At 35.0% G+C, this 18,280-nt stretch carries 19 protein-coding genes; 11 read left to right on the forward strand and 8 right to left on the reverse strand.

Annotation, left to right across the window (positions count from 1 at the left end; translation table 11 throughout):
- Positions 1-3: 3 nt before the first annotated feature.
- The 6 genes from metH (at position 4) to ACFOWM_RS08500 (ending at position 6,232) form a co-directional block, all read left to right on the forward strand.
- Positions 4-2,703: a methionine synthase gene (metH, locus tag ACFOWM_RS08475; RefSeq protein ID WP_379708827.1), complete on the forward strand. Its 2,700-nt coding sequence runs from the start codon at positions 4-6 to the stop codon at positions 2,701-2,703.
- A gap of 284 nt (positions 2,704-2,987) precedes the next feature.
- Positions 2,988-4,364, forward strand: a complete 1,377-nt coding sequence (locus ACFOWM_RS08480) for an ATP-binding protein (RefSeq protein WP_379708829.1) — start codon at positions 2,988-2,990, stop codon at positions 4,362-4,364.
- Between the two features lie 54 nt (positions 4,365-4,418).
- Positions 4,419-5,186: an exodeoxyribonuclease III gene (locus ACFOWM_RS08485; protein WP_379708831.1), complete on the forward strand. Its 768-nt coding sequence runs from the start codon at positions 4,419-4,421 to the stop codon at positions 5,184-5,186.
- 3 nt (positions 5,187-5,189) lie between these two features.
- Positions 5,190-5,495, forward strand: coding sequence for a DUF4286 family protein (locus ACFOWM_RS08490; protein ID WP_379708833.1), 306 nt, complete (start codon positions 5,190-5,192; stop codon positions 5,493-5,495).
- A gap of 273 nt (positions 5,496-5,768) precedes the next feature.
- Positions 5,769-6,038, forward strand: coding sequence for an HU family DNA-binding protein (locus tag ACFOWM_RS08495; protein WP_379708835.1), 270 nt, complete (start codon positions 5,769-5,771; stop codon positions 6,036-6,038).
- 83 nt (positions 6,039-6,121) lie between these two features.
- Positions 6,122-6,232 carry a 30S ribosomal protein THX gene (locus tag ACFOWM_RS08500; RefSeq protein ID WP_379708837.1) on the forward strand — a complete coding sequence of 37 codons (111 nt, stop codon included), beginning with the start codon at positions 6,122-6,124 and terminating at the stop codon, positions 6,230-6,232.
- A gap of 51 nt (positions 6,233-6,283) precedes the next feature.
- On the opposite strand, the gene pdxH is transcribed toward ACFOWM_RS08500, so the two are convergent.
- From pdxH to ACFOWM_RS08515, 3 genes are all read right to left on the reverse strand, one after another.
- Entirely contained in the window at positions 6,284-6,925 is a 642-nt protein-coding gene (pdxH, locus tag ACFOWM_RS08505) for a pyridoxamine 5'-phosphate oxidase (protein WP_379708839.1), read from the reverse strand.
- Between the two features lie 69 nt (positions 6,926-6,994).
- Entirely contained in the window at positions 6,995-7,594 is a 600-nt protein-coding gene (locus ACFOWM_RS08510; RefSeq protein WP_379708841.1) for a Yip1 family protein, read from the reverse strand.
- Between the two features lie 37 nt (positions 7,595-7,631).
- Positions 7,632-8,150: a hypothetical protein gene (locus ACFOWM_RS08515; protein ID WP_379708843.1), complete on the reverse strand. Its 519-nt coding sequence runs from the start codon at positions 8,148-8,150 to the stop codon at positions 7,632-7,634.
- Positions 8,151-8,280: 130 nt separating this feature from the next.
- Between ACFOWM_RS08515 and ACFOWM_RS08520 the strand changes: the two genes are divergently transcribed.
- Genes ACFOWM_RS08520 through ACFOWM_RS08530 form a run of 3 tightly spaced genes read left to right on the forward strand, consistent with a single transcriptional unit; the run spans position 8,281 to position 11,153 of the window.
- Positions 8,281-8,826: an RNA polymerase sigma factor gene (locus ACFOWM_RS08520; protein ID WP_379708845.1), complete on the forward strand. Its 546-nt coding sequence runs from the start codon at positions 8,281-8,283 to the stop codon at positions 8,824-8,826.
- Positions 8,823-10,139, forward strand: coding sequence for a hypothetical protein (locus tag ACFOWM_RS08525; RefSeq protein WP_379708847.1), 1,317 nt, complete (start codon positions 8,823-8,825; stop codon positions 10,137-10,139). Before ACFOWM_RS08520 ends, ACFOWM_RS08525 begins: the two co-directional genes overlap by 4 nt.
- Positions 10,140-10,178: 39 nt before the next feature.
- Positions 10,179-11,153, forward strand: a complete 975-nt coding sequence (locus ACFOWM_RS08530) for a hypothetical protein (RefSeq protein WP_379708849.1) — start codon at positions 10,179-10,181, stop codon at positions 11,151-11,153.
- Between the two features lie 76 nt (positions 11,154-11,229).
- Here ACFOWM_RS08530 and pyrH read toward each other — a convergent pair whose 3' ends face one another.
- The 4 genes from pyrH to ACFOWM_RS08550 all read right to left on the reverse strand — a co-directional run bounded on the left by pyrH (position 11,230) and on the right by ACFOWM_RS08550 (position 14,924).
- Positions 11,230-11,940, reverse strand: a complete 711-nt coding sequence (pyrH, locus tag ACFOWM_RS08535) for a UMP kinase (protein ID WP_379708851.1) — start codon at positions 11,938-11,940, stop codon at positions 11,230-11,232.
- 79 nt (positions 11,941-12,019) lie between these two features.
- Positions 12,020-13,108: an ABC transporter permease gene (locus tag ACFOWM_RS08540; RefSeq protein WP_379708853.1), complete on the reverse strand. Its 1,089-nt coding sequence runs from the start codon at positions 13,106-13,108 to the stop codon at positions 12,020-12,022.
- A gap of 12 nt (positions 13,109-13,120) precedes the next feature.
- The gene (gene aat / locus ACFOWM_RS08545; RefSeq protein ID WP_379708855.1) at positions 13,121-13,759 is read right to left on the reverse strand and encodes a leucyl/phenylalanyl-tRNA--protein transferase; all 639 of its coding nucleotides are present in this window, start codon (positions 13,757-13,759) and stop codon (positions 13,121-13,123) included.
- A 1-nt stretch (position 13,760) separates the two neighbouring features.
- Complete coding sequence (locus ACFOWM_RS08550) at positions 13,761-14,924, reverse strand: glycosyltransferase (RefSeq protein ID WP_379708857.1); 1,164 nt, start codon at positions 14,922-14,924, stop codon at positions 13,761-13,763.
- A 146-nt stretch (positions 14,925-15,070) separates the two neighbouring features.
- Here ACFOWM_RS08550 and ACFOWM_RS08555 point away from each other — a divergent pair, with 146 nt between their 5' ends.
- Both ACFOWM_RS08555 and ACFOWM_RS08560 read left to right on the forward strand, forming a co-directional pair.
- Positions 15,071-15,511, forward strand: a complete 441-nt coding sequence (locus tag ACFOWM_RS08555) for a MarR family winged helix-turn-helix transcriptional regulator (RefSeq protein WP_379708859.1) — start codon at positions 15,071-15,073, stop codon at positions 15,509-15,511.
- 34 nt (positions 15,512-15,545) lie between these two features.
- A complete protein-coding gene (locus ACFOWM_RS08560) occupies positions 15,546-17,345 on the forward strand; it encodes an acyl-CoA dehydrogenase family protein (RefSeq protein WP_379708861.1) in 1,800 nt (599 codons plus the stop codon).
- Positions 17,346-17,397: 52 nt separating this feature from the next.
- Here the strand turns inward: ACFOWM_RS08560 and ACFOWM_RS08565 are convergent, their stop codons facing one another.
- Positions 17,398-18,198, reverse strand: a complete 801-nt coding sequence (locus tag ACFOWM_RS08565) for a CPBP family intramembrane glutamic endopeptidase (RefSeq protein WP_379708863.1) — start codon at positions 18,196-18,198, stop codon at positions 17,398-17,400.
- Positions 18,199-18,280 lie beyond the last annotated feature (82 nt).

Below are 18,280 nucleotides of genomic sequence, written 5' to 3' on the forward strand. Positions count from 1 at the left end.
TTCATGAATACCATACACCCCTATTTACGTTTAAGTGGTTTGCAGCCGTTGGTTGTAAGGCCCGAAACTAATTTTATAAATGTAGGCGAACGTACCAATGTTACCGGTAGTAAAAAATTTGCCAGACTTATTAAAGAAAATAAATACGAAGAAGCCCTTTCAGTTGCCAGACAACAAGTGGAAAGTGGTGCTCAAATTATTGATGTGAATATGGATGATGCCTTGCTTGATGGTGTTGAAGCAATGACCACCTTCATGAATTTATTACAATCAGAGCCAGATATTGCTTTAATACCTGTAATGATTGATAGCAGCAAATTTGAAATTATTGAAGCTGGTTTAAAATGTGCACAAGGCAAATGTATTGTAAACTCCATTTCATTAAAAGAAGGCGAAGCAAAGTTTATAGAGCAAGCCACCATCTGTAAAGATTTTGGGGCTGCTGTAATTGTAATGGCGTTTGATGAAAAAGGACAAGCAGACACCAAAGAGCGTAAAGTTGAAATTTGTTCAAGAGCCTACAACATTTTAACCCAACAATTGCATTTTGATCCGCAAGATATCATCTTTGATCCCAATATTTTCGCCGTTGCTACCGGTATTGAATCACATAATAATTATGCAGTGGATTTTATTGAAGCCACTCGTACCATCAAACAAATAATGCCACTCACCAAAGTAAGTGGTGGAGTAAGCAATGTATCATTTTCGTTTAGAGGTAACGATCATGTGAGGGAAGCCATACACAGTGTGTTTTTATACCATGCTATTAAAGCCGGTATGGATATGGGTATCGTAAATGCCGGGCAGTTAGTAGTGTATGATGAAATTGAACCACTGCTTAAACAACTTTGTGAAGATGTTTTGCTCAATCGTAACAACGATAATAACGAAGCCACCGAAAAACTCATTCAATTTGCCGAAACTGTAAAAGCCAAAGGAAAAGAAATTGTAAAAGATGAACGCTGGCGTAATGAACCTGTTGAAAAACGTTTAGCACATGCTTTAGTAAATGGTATTACAGATTATATTGATGCTGATACAGAAGAAGCCCGTTTAAAATATGATAGACCGCTTGATGTTATTGAAGGCCCATTAATGGACGGTATGAACATTGTAGGCGACTTATTTGGTGCTGGTAAAATGTTTTTACCACAAGTGGTAAAAAGTGCAAGGGTTATGAAAAAAGCCGTAGCTGTTTTAACCCCATTTATTGAACAAGAAAAAGAAGATAGAAAAAATGCCCATATTGCCGCAGGTACTGTAAATGAGGAAGCTGCAGGTGCCGCTAAAATATTATTGGCTACCGTAAAAGGCGATGTGCATGATATTGGTAAAAATATTGTGGGTGTAGTGTTGGGTTGCAATGGGTATGATATTATTGACCTTGGTGTAATGGTTTCTGCAGATAAAATTTTAGCTGAAGCTCAAAAGCACAATGTTGATATGATTGGCCTTAGTGGCCTCATTACACCATCGCTTGATGAGATGGTGCACATTGGTAAAGAAATGACTCGTTTAAACATGAACATTCCTTTACTTATTGGCGGTGCCACCACTAGTCGTATGCACACGGCTGTAAAAATTGCGCCTGAGTACGAGCATGGTGTAGTGCATGTGTTAGATGCTAGCAGAAGCGTAACCGTAGCAGGCAGCTTATTAAGTAAAGAACAAAAACCTGCTTTTTTACAAAGTATTAAAAATGAGTACGAACAATTAAAAACTGATTTTGCAAGCAAGCGTACAGTAAAACAATACGTGCCATTTGAAGCGGCGCAACAAAATATTTTTAATATTGATTGGGAGTTGTTTACACCAACAGTACCCACATTTACGGGTACTAAAATATTTGATTCAATAGATGTTGCAACATTAATACCCTATATTGATTGGCAACCATTTTTTATTGCATGGGAGTTACATGGTAAGTTTCCACAAATATTGAGCGATAATATTGTGGGCAAACAAGCTACTGATTTATACAACGATGCTCAAAAATTATTGCATCAGCTCGTTTCAGAAAAATGGTTAAACGCCAAAGCTGTTATAGGTTTTTGGGAAGCTCAAAAAATAGCGCCTGATACTGTATTGCTAAACAACCAAGTTGAGCTACAGTTTTTAAGGCAGCAAATTAAAAAAGCTGCTGATCAACCTAATTTATCGTTGGCTGATTTTATTATGCCTGCTACCAATGGTACTGATTACTTGGGTGCTTTTTCTGTAACTATTGAAGGTATTGAGCCACACATAAAAAGGTTTGAAGAAAATTTAGATGATTACAACAAAATTATGTTGCAAGCATTGGCCGATAGGTTGGCCGAAGCATTAGCTGAGTATATGCACCACCTAACTCGTACGCATTATTGGGGCTACCAAAAAAATGAACAACTCAGTAATGAGCAATTAATTAAAGAAGAATATGTGGGTATTCGTCCGGCACCGGGCTACCCTGCTTGCCCTGACCATACTGAAAAATACAAACTGTTTGAATTATTAGGTGGAGAAGTTGCTACAGGTATTCACTTAACTGAATCGTTAGCAATGTACCCTGCATCATCAGTATGTGGTTGGTATTTTGCACACCCACAAAGCAAATATTTTGGTGTAGGCAAAATTGAGCAAGATCAATTTGATGATTATGTACGTCGTAAAAAATTGCCCATCAATGAAATGCAACGCTGGTTAAGACCAATTATGGAATAAATTTTTTGAATTTTAAAAAAGCCCTCATTGAATGTTTAAACACAGAATGAGGGCTTTTTGCTTTTTATATATTATGTACAAACCATACAACATATATAAAAAAAATGTTGGTCGTGTTTTTAAAGTTGTATAAAATTTTTCCCATTGGGTCATCTTCATGTCAAAAACAAAAAAGGGGAAACTATCATGGGTTACTTGTCGTTATTACTTAGCATTATAACAACAGTATGGGTATTTATACGCATACTTTAATAATAACACTCTTTTACTTTTAAAACAACCACATGAATTTTTCATTATCCCTAAAATCCTTACTTAATAAAATAACCAATTTAGGGTTTTCTAATACCTTAGATATTGTTGCAAATAGAAAACTTCAAATTTTTAATCAAATAAACATTCTCGGTTTTGTAACAGGTTTAGCGGTTCCTATTAGTGGTATTTTTACACAAGGGCATTTACCTTTAATTGCATGGATTGTCGCAGTTTCACCTTTTTTAATAAGTTTAAGCGTACTTGTATTTAATAGTTTTAAGCAGTATTATGCTGCCTATTTAACCTATTTCACATTTTATCCTTTAGCAACCGTTTTGGTATACTTAAGCGGTATTGATATGGGTATTGAACTTTTCTTTATACTTTATGGTGTTTTAGCCATTTATTTTCTTGATAAAATCATACACATAACATTAGCATTTACACTAGCTATTGTATGTTTTTTATATGTTGAATTATTTCACCAACAATACGGTATTAAAATAGCTGATATTAATTTTACCTTTTATGTTGCCAACCATGTTATTGCTTTGTTTTTTATTGGGCTCACTTTATTTATGACAAAAAATGAGACCAACTCGTACAGAAAAATTTTGGTGAATAGAAACAAGCGTTTAAAAAGAGATAAACTAAAAATATCAAGTCAGGCCATTGAAATTAAAGCAAACGCTATTGCATTAAAAACAAAAGCCGATGAATTAAGTGAATTAAATTCGTTAAAAGATAAACTGTTTTCAATTATTTCGCATGATTTAAAAGCGCCGGTATTTGGTTTACGCAATTTATTTAATGGCGTACATAAACATGATTTACCTGCAGAAGAAATCAAGATATTAATACCCGATATTTTGAATGATCTTAATTATACCACTGGTTTACTTGAAAATTTATTGCTTTGGGCAAAGAGCCAAATGAACGGCGCTACCGTTGATTTTGAATTAATTGAAATTAATGAAGTGATTGATGAAGTAAAAAATGTATTGCGTTTACAAGCGGAGCAAAAAAATATTTATCTCGTAAACAAAGCTACCCCTGCTACTTACATTTTTGCTGATAAAAATATGATGAACTTGGTGTTACGAAACCTAGTTTCTAATGCTATAAAGTTTACACCTCAAAATGGTGAAGTAAAAATTGGTGCTTTACAAAATGAACATAACGTTGAATTTTTTGTAGAAGATACTGGCACTGGTATGAGTGACGAAACTAAAAATAATTTATTTGGTAACAGCTTTTTTACCACTCAAGGTACATCTAACGAAGCTGGTACTGGCTTGGGGCTAATGCTTTGCAAAGAGTTTATAAAGAAAAACGGGGGCGATATTTTTGTAGAAAGTAAAATTGGTGTTGGTAGTAAATTTATTTGTACGCTTCCCATCCCATAAATAAATTAAAAAAAGCCTTTTATTTTATACCTTGTACATTCATTATAATAGTGTATGCGTATAATTTCTTACAATGTAAATGGTATAAGAGCTGCCATTAAAAAAGGCTTTATAGATTGGTTACAAAGCAACCCTGCCGATGTAGTTTGTTTACAAGAAACCAAAGCTACCGAAAACGATATTGATGTAACAGCATTGGAAGCTTTAGGTTATCACCATCATTGGTTTTCAGCACAAAAAAAAGGATACAGTGGTGTAGCTATTTTTTCAAAAATAAAACCCGATAACATTCACATTGGCACAGGCCATGAAGTAAGCGATTTTGAAGGACGAGTTATACAAGCACAGTTTGGTGATGTTCGATTAATTAATGCTTATTTCCCATCGGGCACATCTGGCGATGAAAGGCAAGCGTATAAATACATTTGGCTCAATGAAATGCTAGCTTACCTAAATGATTTAAGTAAAAAAAATCCAAAAATTATTTTATGTGGCGATTATAATATTGCTCATAACGAAATTGATATTCACGACCCTAAAGGCAACAAAAAATCATCGGGCTTTTTACCAGAAGAAAGAGCTTGGATGGACCAATTTTTACAAAGTGGTTGGATTGATACTTTTAGGCATTTCAACAAAGCACCACATCATTACAGTTGGTGGAGCCAGCGTTTTCCGAGCGTACGTTTAAACAATAAAGGCTGGCGTATTGATTATATCTGTGTTACAAAGCCTTTATCAACACAATTGGTAAGTGCAGCAATTTTTCCTGATGTAAAGCACAGTGATCACTGTCCTATTTTTGTTGATATAAATATATAAAATATGTTCGTATACAACGTTACTACTAAAGTTACACATGCCATAGCAACGAATTGGTTGCAGTGGTTAAAAGAAATTCATATACCTGAAATTATTGATACTGGTTGCTTTACCAATGCCACCGTTTTACAAATTTTAGAAATAGATGAAAGTGAAGGTCCTACCTATGCTGTTCAATATTTTGCAGAGAGTAAAAGCAACTATAATTTGTACATTGAAAAGTTTGCAAATAGTATGCGGCAAAAAGCTTTTGATAAATGGGGCGATCAATTCATTGCTTTTAGAACTTTTATGCAAATTGTGGACTAATTGTGCAAAACGTATTTTTATAATTTTTTGTAAATTTTCAACGCTTAAAAGCCGCATCCATAAAGGGTTTGTTGATTGTTATTTTATTGAAAATCAATACAGTACTGCATTTAAATAAAATTACTTTTTTTTAGATATATATTTATTTTGATGAAAATCATACGCACAGCGCATTGTAGCAAAGAAATGTGAATTAAAATTGACTTAAAAAAATTTTGTTGCAATTAAAAACCTTCTATATTTGCCCTACTATAAAATTTCAAAAAACTCATTATGAACAAAGCAGAATTAATTGCAAAAATTGCTGAAGACGCAGGTATCACAAAAACACAAGCTAACGCAACTGTTGACTCTTTTGTAGATGCAGTAACTAAAACTTTAAAGAAAGGCGACAAAGTAACTTTAGTAGGCTTTGGTACTTTCTCTGTATCTAAAAGAGCTGCTCGTAACGGCCGTAACCCACAAACTGGTGCTGTTATTAAAATCAAAGCAAAGAAAGTTGCTAAATTCAAAGCAGGTAAAGAATTATCTTCTAAAATCTAAGGTGTATTCAAAAACATTTAAAAGCAAGATGCAGCAGTGTCTTGCTTTTTTTATACCTTTACACATTAAAATAAATACATATTATGGGACGTGGTGATATCAAAACAAAAAAAGGAAAAATTAAAGCAGGTTCATTTGGTAAAACAAGACCAGCTAAAGTAGCAAAAAAAGCTACTGCTGCTAAAGCAAAATAATTTAAAAGGGCTGTTTATAACAGCCCTTTATTTTTTCTGTAAAGTATAAAATTAGGGCGCTAGCCTTTGTTTTAGCCATTGACCATTGTGTAAACGATATTCAATTCTATCGTGCAAGCGGCTGCTTCGGCCCTGCCAAAACTCTATCACTACAGGCTTTACAATATAGCCACCCCAAAATGGGGGTCGTGTAATTTCTTTCCCTTCAAATTGTTGTGTAATAGCTTTAACGTTTTCGTCAATTATATTTCGTGAAGGTATTACACTACTCTGTGGCGACGACCATGCGCCAATTCTACTCGTTGCTGGCCTACTCATAAAATAAGCATCGCTTGTTGCCTCAGGTAATTGCTCCGCAATACCTTCTACCCTAATTTGACGCTCTAACTCTTTCCAAAAAAATACCAATGCTACTTTATTATTTGCTGCAATAGATTTACCCTTATTGCTTTCATAATTGGTATAAAATTCAAAACCCTTTTCATTAAAACCTTTCAATAAAACTATTCTTGCTGTGGGGTAACCTTCGGGGCTTGCCGTAGCTAAAGTCATGGCATTTACTTCATCAATATTACTTGCAATGGCTTCATTCCACCATTGTGTAAATTGATCAAACGGGCTATCCGCTGCATCAGCTTCTGCAAATGATTTTAACTTATAATCTTTTCTAATATCCGCAATTGCATCCATCATCTATATAATTTTAAAAATAAAAAAGCATCTTTTTGCAAAGATGCTTTAAAAATTATTTGTAGTGCGTATTTAAAAGAAACTTCTTGATGCCGCCATACCACCAATACCGATGGTTGCAAAAATTATTGCACCTAAAATAGCTGCCAATATTAAATAAACTGCAATATTTATAACTATAGCTACGAGTATGTAAACTACTTTTTTATCTTCTGGTGTTTTTTTAATAGTACCAACGCCTAGGTACATTAAATAAATGCTATAGCCCCAAGCTGCAAAAGCTAATAAACTTCCAATAATTGGTAAAAAAGATAACAATCGTGCAATAGCAGATGGGGTGTTGGAATATGCCACTAATTGGGCTGATTTTCCTAAATTTTTCTCTGAACCAAAACTTGGTGCCAACATATCAACTATAAAAGTTGTAATGTAATATCCTACCAAACTTGCAATAATACCAATTGCAGCAGTGGCAATAGCGAATGTAGGAGAAATGCCATTTTTTGCTGAAAACAAAAAATATTGTAAAACGCCGCCAACACAAGCAACTAGCGATAAAGGCAATACATAACTAGTAAATAATCCTGGAGCTGTGGCGGTTTCGCCATCAATAACATCCCACTCTGTTTGTGGGGTTATTAAAATGTTTTTAACTCTTTCAATTAAATTCATATGTTTAGTTTTAGAAAACTAATATACTCATTAATTATTATTTTAATGTTTTTTGTTGAAACAGCTGCAGTAGTGCCTGCATTTCAGCTTGTTGATCTTTTAAAGCACTGTTTTCTTCTTTTAAAACAGCAATAGTGCTGTTTGCCTCGGCTAGTTTTGCTTTTAGCGCTACTACTTGTTTGTAAAAACTGGCAGAAGCATCTAACTCATCTGTCATCACTTGTAAATTAGCCTTTGTTGTTTGTAACTCATTTTGAATGAGTTCAACATTATGCAACATTTTAGTTTGCTGTAATAAAGCTACTTCTAAATGTTCGCTTTTAACATGTGCTGCGTTCGCTTCAGTTGCAGCGGCTGTGAGCATGCTTTGTAACACATCAATTTCAACAGCGTTACTGGCAATTTTAGCTTCAAGGGCTGCAGCCGATAAACCTTCATTGTTTATAAAATCAATCTCTTCTTGTCGCTTTGCAATGGTGTTGTTTAAATCAACCAATTGCAGCTGCAAAAATTCATTTTCTGATAATAATGACCGTATTTTTTGGCTTAAGTCCATTTACAAAAATTAGTTATACTATAAAATTACAGCTAAAATAAAAACTAAATTTAGTTGTATATTTAATGGGAGCAGCAAAATTGTTGCTCAAGGTATCTCTATTTAAAATAATACATACCAGCTGAAAATTTTGACAGATGGCGAAATTATAAAAGGTTGCATAAAGGGAGAGGCACATTGCCAACGGAGCCTATTTAATCGTTATGCAAGCTCTCTTTTGGGGGTTAGTCAACGTTATGCCCGTAATAAAGAAGATGCTGAAGATATTTTACAAGATGCTTTCGTAAAAATTTTTAAGAAAATTGAACAATTTAAAGGCGATGGCTCCTTTGAGGGATGGATGCGTCGTATCGTTGTAAATACGGCACTCAAAAAATATACTGTGAGCCGGTATACCAAAGAGTTTTCTGTTGATGAAATAAAAGAAAACGCAATGGCAGATGTTACGGATGTACCAGCTTTTAATCATTTAGGAGAAAAAGATTTATTAGCCCTTATTAACAACTTACCTGATGGATACCGTATCATCTTTAACTTATATGTTATTGAGGGGTTTCAGCATGATGAAATTGCTGAAATGCTAGGTATACAACCCGGTACTAGTAGAAGCCAATTAGTTAAAGCACGAATGTTATTACAAAAAGAAATTATACAATTACAAAAGGTTGCTGTATGAAGAACAAGCTATTTGATGACCACGTAAAAAAACAATTTGAGCATTACAAGCCAGATGTACCTGCGCATGTATGGGAAAATATTGCTGCAAAAAACAAAAAAAAACCGGGCCTGTTTTGGTTGAATGTTAACAGCACTATGGTAGCTGCTGTGGCAGCATCATTGTTGGTGGTGGGTGCAGTTACTTACTACAGCTTACAACATCAAACCAACAACAATACCGATATTAAAAATATAACGGCGAATCAAAAAAACAATAACAACATTATTGAGAAAAACAATACCGTTGCTCCTACTAAAAATACCACAACTACTACTCAAAACGACAACCTTGTAAACAACAAGGTTACAAATAATGAAGCCAACGAAAACAATTATAACAACACACAAAACAAATTCGCTACAGGTAATTTAAATATAGGTATTGCAAATGCACCTGTTGATGCTTCACTATACAATACCAACAATGTACCATCAACACCTAATAACACTGCATTTAGTGGCTTTAATAATCAATTTTCAGCTGCACAATTTATTCGCCAAACCAACAATAGTATTGGTTTAAACAATATTCGCCTACCTAAAATTGGTACCATACCATGCCCTAAAGCCGAAAAAGAAGCGGCTGGTAGTAAAAAGTATATAGAGGTTTATGCAGGACCAGATTATGTATTTAAAACCTTGAGCGACACTGCTCGTTCAAATTATATTGATAAGCGTAGAGAAAGTACAAAATTTGTATTTGCATATACCGCTGGCGTACGCTACACTAGAGTATTTGGTAGCGGTATGAGTTTTAAAACAGGGGTTAATTTTAGTCAGGTTTTTGAACGCTTTAAATCAGTAAAAGGGCAGGTTACACAAAATGTATACATCACTAATAACAGTGGTGATACCACAGGTACTTATGTTGTAACAGGTACGCAATACAAAGAAAACACCAATAAATATACTCGGGTAGATATACCTATTATGATGGGTTATGAGTTAGGTAATGGCGATTTACATGCTAACATTAACGCAGGTGTGGCTTTAAATATTTACAGCAAACGTAAAGGTTTGGTGTTAGATGCTAATGGCAATAGTGTTGATTTGAGCAACAAAAGCGCTAGCTCTGCTTATCAATATAAAACAAATACAGGTGTTAGTTTTATGGCAGCTACTTCTTTATATTATCGTTTAAACGATCAATTACAAGCATTAGCTGAGCCTTATGTGCAGTTAAGCTTAACGCCAAATACTAAAAACGATATTTCATTAAAAGAAAAAAATAATACTGTTGGGTTAAGGTTGGGCTTTAGGGTTGATTTATAAAGTAGGCAACAAATAACCATTAAATAGTATCATATACATATGTTGAAAAAATATTTTAATGGGCTGTTATTATTGACGGCTATTGTATTACTGCATAGTTGTCAAAAAAATATAGAGAACTTTGTAATTAACCCCGGACAAAGCGGTATTGATACGGTTTGGCAAATTTCAGTACCTGCAAATGCACCGATTATTAGTTTAAAAAACGAATTAAAAATCAACAAAACAATAGATAGTTTTTCATACAATAATACAGGTATCGTTTTTTCGTCGGGTAACCTTTCATTGGGTATTCCAAGCAATGGTTTAGCCACAGCCAATGGTTTATTTCCTACAGGGTTTGTGAGTAGGCAATCGTTGTTACTACAAAAAAGGGGCGATTTTATTATGATGGATATGCCTACCGTAAGTAACAATAGGTTATTAGAAGCTTTTGGTGCGTTTTTTCTTGACTTAAGAAATAACCAACAACCATTAGTTGTAACCACAGGTAATAAGTTAGATGTAAAATACACCGCTACTCCTATTGTTGGCAATACCAAAATATATAACATTAGTAACAGCAACAATTTTAATTGGGAAATAAATACGGATACTGCTTTTAATTTTAGTACAATAACCAACACCGGGTACGATGTAAAAACCAATACTTTACAATGGTTGTTAAACGCTCAATTGGTTGATACAGTAGGGGTACAACAAACGGCCCTTTCTATAAAACTACCAAGCAACTACACCAATACCAACACGGCAGTTTTTATTTCATTTAATGACGCTATCACCATTGCACCTACAACAGCCAATATCAATAACAGGGTTTTTGTTTCGGGCAGTTTGCCTGTAAATAGGCCTGTTACCATCATAGTTTTATCAAAACAAGCAGGCGATTATTATTTTGGATTACAACAAACCAATACAGCAATAGCAACTAGTGGTACGGGCACACAAGAGGTTATACTAACGCCGGTACGCCGCAGTATTGATAACATTAAGGGTTTTTTGAATAGTCTATAGTTTTAAATTTAAGGGGAAAATGAAAAAGCTGTTCATAAAGAGATGAACAGCTTTTTTATTTATTAAATCAATAAACTTAACTAACTAATGTGCCTGTTTTTTCACCGATTACTACACTCATTAAGTTTCCAGGCTTGTTCATATCAAAAACTACAATTGGCAACTCATTTTCCATACACAGCGTAAAGGCCGTCATATCCATTACTTTCAAGTTTTGTGAAATACACTCATTGAATGATATTTTTTCATACTTGGTTGCAGTAGGGTCTTTTTCAGGGTCAGCGGTATAAATACCATCTACCCTAGTGCCTTTTAAAATAACATCGGCTTTAATTTCAATTGCCCTTAATGAACCTGCTGTATCAGTAGTAAAATAAGGATTACCCGTACCTGCACCAAAAATAACTACACGTCCTTTTTCTAAATGTCGCATAGCTCTTCTACGAATATACGGTTCAGCAATTTGTTCCATTTTAATAGCACTTTGTAAACGAGTGGTTACACCAGCTTTTTCTAAACCACTTTGCAATGCCATACCATTAATTACAGTAGCTAACATACCCATATAATCGCCTTGTGCTCTTTCAATACCTGTGTCAGCTTCATTCATACCACGGTAAATATTGCCACCGCCAATTACCAACGCCACTTGTACCCCCATATCGGTAATTTGTTTAATTTCTTGGGCGTATTGGGCTATTACATTAGAGTCTAACCCAAAATTTTTTTCACCCATTAATGATTCGCCAGAAAGTTTTAAAAGAATGCGCTTGTATTTAGGTAGCATGTGGTTGTTTTTTTGCGAAGATAAATTTTAAGGTTAAGATTACCATTGTTCGCTGTATATTTTGATAATATTATTACAACTAATGGTCTTTCACATCTAACAAATCTCTCAACGCATTGCCCAAAATGTTGATAGCAAGTACCAACATCATAATTGCAATACCGGGTATTATGGCTTGTAGTGCGTTATGGGTAATAATTAAATTGTAGTTTTCTTTTATCATTAAACCCCAACTTGGTTGAGGCGGTTGTACGCCTATGCCCAAAAAACTTAGGCCAGCTTCTACAATAATAGCCGTTGCAAAATTACTTGCCGCCAATACCAAAATTGGTCCCATAATATTGGGAAGTATGTGTTTAAAAATAATACGGTTGTTGCTAAAGCCAAGTGTGGTTGCTGCTTTCACATACTCAAGTGCCTTTGCTGCCATTACTTGCGCCCTTACTAACCTTGCAACGCTTACCCATAAGGTTAAACCCACTGCAATAAAAATTTGCCAAAACCCTTTGCCCAAGGTTAAGGTTAACGCAAAAACTAACAGTAGTGTAGGTATGCTCCACATCACATTTATGAGCCACATAATAACCTTATCCGTTACACCACCATAATAGCCAGCCCATGCACCAAGCAACACCCCAAGTAGTATTGATATAAACATGGCAACTATACCCACCATTAAACTTACTCTTGTGCCTATAATAAGTCTACTTAAAATATCCCTACCATAAGCATCGGTACCCAACCCATACTTTTTTAAAATGATGTGCTGCTGAAGTTGATCAGCATCGTTTTCTTTAACCTGGTTAATATGGTAAGCTACGGTAATACTTGTATCAACATCTACTAACTTTTGTATAATAACACTATCAGCTTTTTGAGTGTAAGATGTTATTGGTATGTATTGATGTTGTAACGGTGTACCCCAAAAACATTTTGACAATAATGATGCAGAAATATTATTTCGCAACGGTAGTTTTAAAAACAACTGTTGATATCCCATTTGTTTTGATTGAATTTCTACTGTTTGCAAATTGGCGTTGGGTGAGTTATCAGGTGCTATCATATAAGCAAATATTGATACCAACACCGCAGCAACAATAATAAACATAGCCACTAGTGCTAGTTTATTTTTTTTGAACAGCTGCCAAAACTTGGGTTTACTCATCATGTACAATCAATATTATTTGCATTGTAAATATTGTAAAAATTCAGCTTGCGGTATCATTGTGGCACCCAAACTAATGAGGTGTTCATTGGGTACTTGGCAATCAATTAATTGGTAATGTTGTTGTTTACAAAGCCATATCAGCGCCGCTTTTGAGGCATTACTCACCTTACTAAACATACTTTCGCCACAAAATACATTGTTAACAACTACTCCATACAATCCACCAACCAATTGTTCATCTTGCCAAACCTCTACACTTTTTGCATAGCCTAATTGATGAAACTGTTCATAAGCTGCTACTATATCATTATTAATCCAAGTGCCATCCTGATCTTTACGGTGAATAAATTTACAACCCTTTACAACTTCCGTAAAGGCTTTGTTAATGGTGAACCGAAAGGTATTTTTTTTAAACACCTGTTGCGTACTTTTACTCACTACAATTTCATCAGGAAAAATAACACAACGTTCATGTGGTGCATACCAGCAAATAGGTTCATCTTCGCTATACCAAGGAAAAATTCCTTGTTGATACGCTGCTATTAAAGTTGCCGGCAACAAGTTGCCACCTATGGCTAACAAACCATCATGCAAAGCATTTGATGGATGCGGAAACTGCACATTGTTTTCATTTAAAATAGCAATGTTCATTTTATTGTACTTTTCTTTCTTTCCATTGGTACGTACTCCATTTACCTAACCAGCCTGCAACCACTGTATACACTATATGAAAGGGTTGCATTAATGGAAAGTACCACCACAACTGCATGGCATTAAAAAATTTTGCTACAGGGTACATAAAATACCACTCTGCTAAAAATTTTAAGGCAAACATACTGCACCAAATAGTAACACCATTCCACCTTAAACCTAACCACTCAACAGTTGGGTTATAAAAAATAATTATCAGGGGTATAAATAATAACAACACATTTAAAAAATATACTAACAATAACACGGGTAAAATTCGTTTATCGTCATATTTATCAGCCTTGCTTGCCCACCTTATGCGTTGTTGAAAAAACTGTTGTATAGTTTGCACAGCTGCAGTGTTTACAATAACTGCAGGCAATTGTAAAAATTTTACTTGTTGGGGATAGTGTTTAAAAAACTTATGCATGAGTAACATATCGTCGCCGCTAGCAATGGTATCAATACCGTTAAAGCCGTTTACTTCATAAAAGCCTTTACGGGTATAAGCCATATTGGCACCATTACACATAGTCATTTGGTTCGCATTTACTACAGCAGTTGTAATACCTTGCAAACTCATAAAATCAACTGATTGAAATACTTCTATAAACCGATGTTGGTAATGTATAAAAACGGGAGCCGCCACAAACACTGCATTAGTTTCATTAAAAAAGTTTACATAATGTTGTAGCCAATGTGGTGGTAGTATACAATCAGCATCAGTAGTAATAATAATATCTGCTTTAGTGTTTGCAATAGCTACTTCAATAGCCTTTTTTTTGTACGCATTAAATGCACCTTGTACAAAATCTTTCAAATACAGTAATTTAATATTAGTTGCTTGTAGGTTGGTTACTATTGATGGTGTTTCATCATCCGAATGATCATCTACCACAATAATTTCAAATAAATGCGCTGGGTAGCTTTGTGCTATAATTGAGCTAATACATTTTTTAATATGCCGTGCTTCGTTACGTGCTGGTATAATTACAGCAACCGTTTTATTTTGATGATTTTTTTGCGTTGTAAACGTAGGTACATTTACATATAACCGCCTGTAATACAGCAACAAAGCTGCATACAACAACGCTATCAACAAAGCAGTTATATACAATACCAACATATACTGCAATATAATTTTATTTCATGCAAATCGAATTGTTTACTTAGCAAGATGTTCAGCTGGATAAGTTTTTACAGTTTTTTTGAAAAATATTTTTCTGATATAAAAATTATACTTTACCTTTAGATGGTTGTTTAAACAACTATATGCCCAACAACTATTTTAAAAAGAGCGAACTATACAGTTTTATTACTGGAAAAGCCAGTACCGCTATTGCACGCCGTTTACAGAAAAATTTTAAGCAAGCCGGTATTGAAATTACCATTGAGCAATGGAGTGTGTTATACCATTTATGGAAAGAAGATGGCCTGAGTCAGCAACAATTGTGCGATGCCACTTTTAGAGATAAACCTAGCATAACACGGTTAGTTGATAACCTTGAAAAATTAGGATTGGTTAAACGTATGTCGAGTAAAGAAGACAGGCGTATCAATAAAATTTGTTTAACACCCAGTGCTCAAGAGCTGCAAGAGCAATCAATGGAGGTAGCCAACCAAACGTTGAATGAAGCATTGGTTGGGGTAACAAACGGACAAATAGAAATTGCGAAAGAAGTATTACACATGGTGTACGAAAACTTAAGCTAACCATATTTATTAATAACATTTAAATACAACAATTATGAGTACTACCAACAATGCAACAACCGCAGCTGTACTTAAAGGTGGCGAATGGCTCATTAAAGAAAGCAATGCTTTTGAAACATTTACGCCAGAAGATTTTAATGAAGAGCAAGTAATGGTGAAAGATATGTGCTTGCAGTTTTTAGAAGCAGAAGTGCTACCTAATATTGATCGTATTGATAAACTAGAAGCTGGGCTTATGCCATCGCTTATGGAAAAAGCTGGCGAACAAGGTTTATTGGGCGCATCTACACCTGAAGAGTTTGGTGGCTTGGGTAAAGATTTTATTACATCAACCCTTGTTAACGAAGGCTTGGGCGGCGGTTACTCTTTTAGTGTAGCCATTGCAGCGCATACAGGTATTGGCACTTTGCCTATTTTATATTTTGGTAACGATGCTCAAAAAGCGAAATACGTACCAAAATTAAGTAGCGGTGAGTGGAAAGGCGCTTACGGTTTAACAGAACCCAACAGCGGTAGCGATGCTTTAAGTGCAAAAACTACAGCCGTATTAAATGCAGAGGGTACACACTACATTTTAAATGGACAAAAATGCTGGATTACCAATGGTGGTTTTGCAGATGTGTATACCGTTTTCGCCAAAATTGATGGCGATAAGTTTACCGCATTTATTGTTGAAAGAGGCATGGAAGGTTTTACACAAGGGCCCGAAGAGCATAAAATGGGTATCAAAGGTTCATCAACCGTACAATTGTATTTTCAAGATTGTAAAGTGCCTGTTGAAAACCTTTTAGGTGAAATTGGTAAAGGTCATATTATCGCATTCAACATCTTAAATATTGGTCGTTTAAAATTATGTGCAGCCACTTTAGGCGGTGCAAAAATGGCCATGCATGATACTATTAATTATGCCAATACCAGAGAACAATTTAAAACATCAATTGCTCAGTTTGGTGCCATTAAACATAAGTTAGCACAATGTGCTACTCGTATTTGGGTAAGCGAAAGTGCTTTGTACCGCACTAGTAAATGGATTGATGATAAAGAACATGAAATGATGAGCAGTGGCAAAACCTTTGCTGAAGCCCATTTGGGTGCGGCTGAAGAATATGCCATTGAATGCGCCATGTTAAAAGTAGATGGTAGTGAAGTGTTGGATTATGTGGTAGATGAGGGCGTACAAATACACGGTGGTAATGGGTTTAGTGATGAGTATGTAATTAGCAGGGCTTACCGTGATAGCCGTATCAACAGAATTTACGAAGGTACCAACGAAATCAACCGCTTGCTAACAGTAGATATGATGTTGAAGAGAGCGATGAAGGGCAAATTAGATTTGATGGGACCAGCCATGCAAGTAAGCAAAGAGTTAATGAGTATACCAGATTTTGGTAGTGAAGATGAAGGCGCTTTTGCAGCCGAAAAGAAAGCAATTGTACAAATGAAAAAAGCTATTTTAATGGTAGCTGGTGCTGCTGTACAAAAATTAATGATGAGCTTAAGCAATGAGCAAGAAATTTTGATGAACATTGCCGATATGGCCATTGCTACTTTTCATGCGGAAAGTGCTTTGTTGAGGGTAATTAAATTAAGCGATAAAGAAGGGGAAGCCGCAGCAAGTGTACAAACTGATATGATGCGTATTTACCTAAACGATGCGGTTGATGCAGTAAACAAAGCTGGTAAAGAAGCCATTAATGCTTTTGCTGATGGTGACGAACAACGTATGATGTTGTTAGGCTTAAAGCGCTTTACCAAATTAGCACCTTTTAATAGTAAAGCAGCTCGTAGAAACGTTGCTGATGCTTTAATTGCTGCCAACAAATATCCTTGGTAATATTATTGAAATATAGTTAATACAAAAAGGCGCAACCTATGGGTTGCGTTTTTTATTTTATTGGTTGTTTTTTGTTTACCCAAACAATACCAACCATACCAATAAGCAAAACAATTATTTGTGGTATAACAGTAAGCAGAGTACTTGTTTGAAGGTCATTAATATTGTTGCTATTGTGTGATTGTAAATGAAACAAATGAACCCCTTGTGCCGTTGTGCCGAATAAACTCGTTATAAAATTTGCAGCAACATGCAAACCTGTTGGCATAGCAATACCATTTGAATAAACCGCTGATACACCAAAAACCAAACCCCAACAACCAGCACCCATAAAAGCGTTTTGTAAGCTCCAGCCATTTACCACATGATATACCGCAAAAAGAAAAGCTGTAAAAATGATAGCTATAGGTGTTGTAAATTTTTGCTTTAATGTTTGTAAAGTGTACCCTCTAAAAGCCACTTCTTCCATAAACGCTAATGGCAGTAACGGTAAGGCATTCAAAAGAAAATAAATACCATTGTTATTTTCATTTTTTGTGATTGTTAATCCTTGCAATGCAATCACCAGTATGGTCAATCCGCCCATAATGGTAGCAGCTACTAGTATGCCTATTAAAAAACGAGGTATTGTTGCATGCTCCCATCGCAAACCGATAGCATTGAAAGATATACCATCAAATTTTATAAACGCAGCGCTGGTTAACAATGCAGCTAGGGTACCTATAAGCCCATGAGCTAACCTTTCATATTGAGATGGAATATTGTTTTTTAAAAAACATAATCCAATAAAAAGTACGATGAATATTATAGTAAATAAAACTACTTTTAATAAGATGGTGCTCCGTTGGTTCATACCTCAATTTAATGAGAATTTAATAACTGCTGTTAGCCAGTACTGTGTTAATAATAGAAAATGTATTAAACGCAACATACAC

Source organism: Ferruginibacter yonginensis, from assembly GCF_042651465.1.
Taxonomy (GTDB): Bacteria; Bacteroidota; Bacteroidia; order Chitinophagales; family Chitinophagaceae; genus Ferruginibacter; species Ferruginibacter yonginensis.

Excerpts from the sequence above, each read along its gene's own strand:
- metH (WP_379708827.1), top strand. The coding sequence starts at position 4 with ATGAATACCATACACCCCTATTTACGTTTAAGTGGTTTGCAGCCGTTG.
- ACFOWM_RS08480 (WP_379708829.1), top strand. The coding sequence starts at position 2,988 with ATGAATTTTTCATTATCCCTAAAATCCTTACTTAATAAAATAACCAAT.
- ACFOWM_RS08485 (WP_379708831.1), top strand. The coding sequence starts at position 4,419 with ATGCGTATAATTTCTTACAATGTAAATGGTATAAGAGCTGCCATTAAA.
- ACFOWM_RS08490 (WP_379708833.1), top strand. The coding sequence starts at position 5,190 with ATGTTCGTATACAACGTTACTACTAAAGTTACACATGCCATAGCAACG.
- ACFOWM_RS08495 (WP_379708835.1), top strand. The coding sequence starts at position 5,769 with ATGAACAAAGCAGAATTAATTGCAAAAATTGCTGAAGACGCAGGTATC.
- ACFOWM_RS08500 (WP_379708837.1), top strand. The coding sequence starts at position 6,122 with ATGGGACGTGGTGATATCAAAACAAAAAAAGGAAAAATTAAAGCAGGT.
- pdxH (WP_379708839.1), bottom strand. The coding sequence starts at position 6,925 with ATGATGGATGCAATTGCGGATATTAGAAAAGATTATAAGTTAAAATCA.
- ACFOWM_RS08510 (WP_379708841.1), bottom strand. The coding sequence starts at position 7,594 with ATGAATTTAATTGAAAGAGTTAAAAACATTTTAATAACCCCACAAACA.
- ACFOWM_RS08515 (WP_379708843.1), bottom strand. The coding sequence starts at position 8,150 with ATGGACTTAAGCCAAAAAATACGGTCATTATTATCAGAAAATGAATTT.
- ACFOWM_RS08525 (WP_379708847.1), top strand. The coding sequence starts at position 8,823 with ATGAAGAACAAGCTATTTGATGACCACGTAAAAAAACAATTTGAGCAT.
- ACFOWM_RS08530 (WP_379708849.1), top strand. The coding sequence starts at position 10,179 with ATGTTGAAAAAATATTTTAATGGGCTGTTATTATTGACGGCTATTGTA.
- pyrH (WP_379708851.1), bottom strand. The coding sequence starts at position 11,940 with ATGCTACCTAAATACAAGCGCATTCTTTTAAAACTTTCTGGCGAATCA.
- ACFOWM_RS08540 (WP_379708853.1), bottom strand. The coding sequence starts at position 13,108 with ATGATGAGTAAACCCAAGTTTTGGCAGCTGTTCAAAAAAAATAAACTA.
- aat (WP_379708855.1), bottom strand. The coding sequence starts at position 13,759 with ATGAACATTGCTATTTTAAATGAAAACAATGTGCAGTTTCCGCATCCA.
- ACFOWM_RS08550 (WP_379708857.1), bottom strand. The coding sequence starts at position 14,924 with ATGTTGGTATTGTATATAACTGCTTTGTTGATAGCGTTGTTGTATGCA.
- ACFOWM_RS08555 (WP_379708859.1), top strand. The coding sequence starts at position 15,071 with ATGCCCAACAACTATTTTAAAAAGAGCGAACTATACAGTTTTATTACT.
- ACFOWM_RS08560 (WP_379708861.1), top strand. The coding sequence starts at position 15,546 with ATGAGTACTACCAACAATGCAACAACCGCAGCTGTACTTAAAGGTGGC.
- ACFOWM_RS08565 (WP_379708863.1), bottom strand. The coding sequence starts at position 18,198 with ATGAACCAACGGAGCACCATCTTATTAAAAGTAGTTTTATTTACTATA.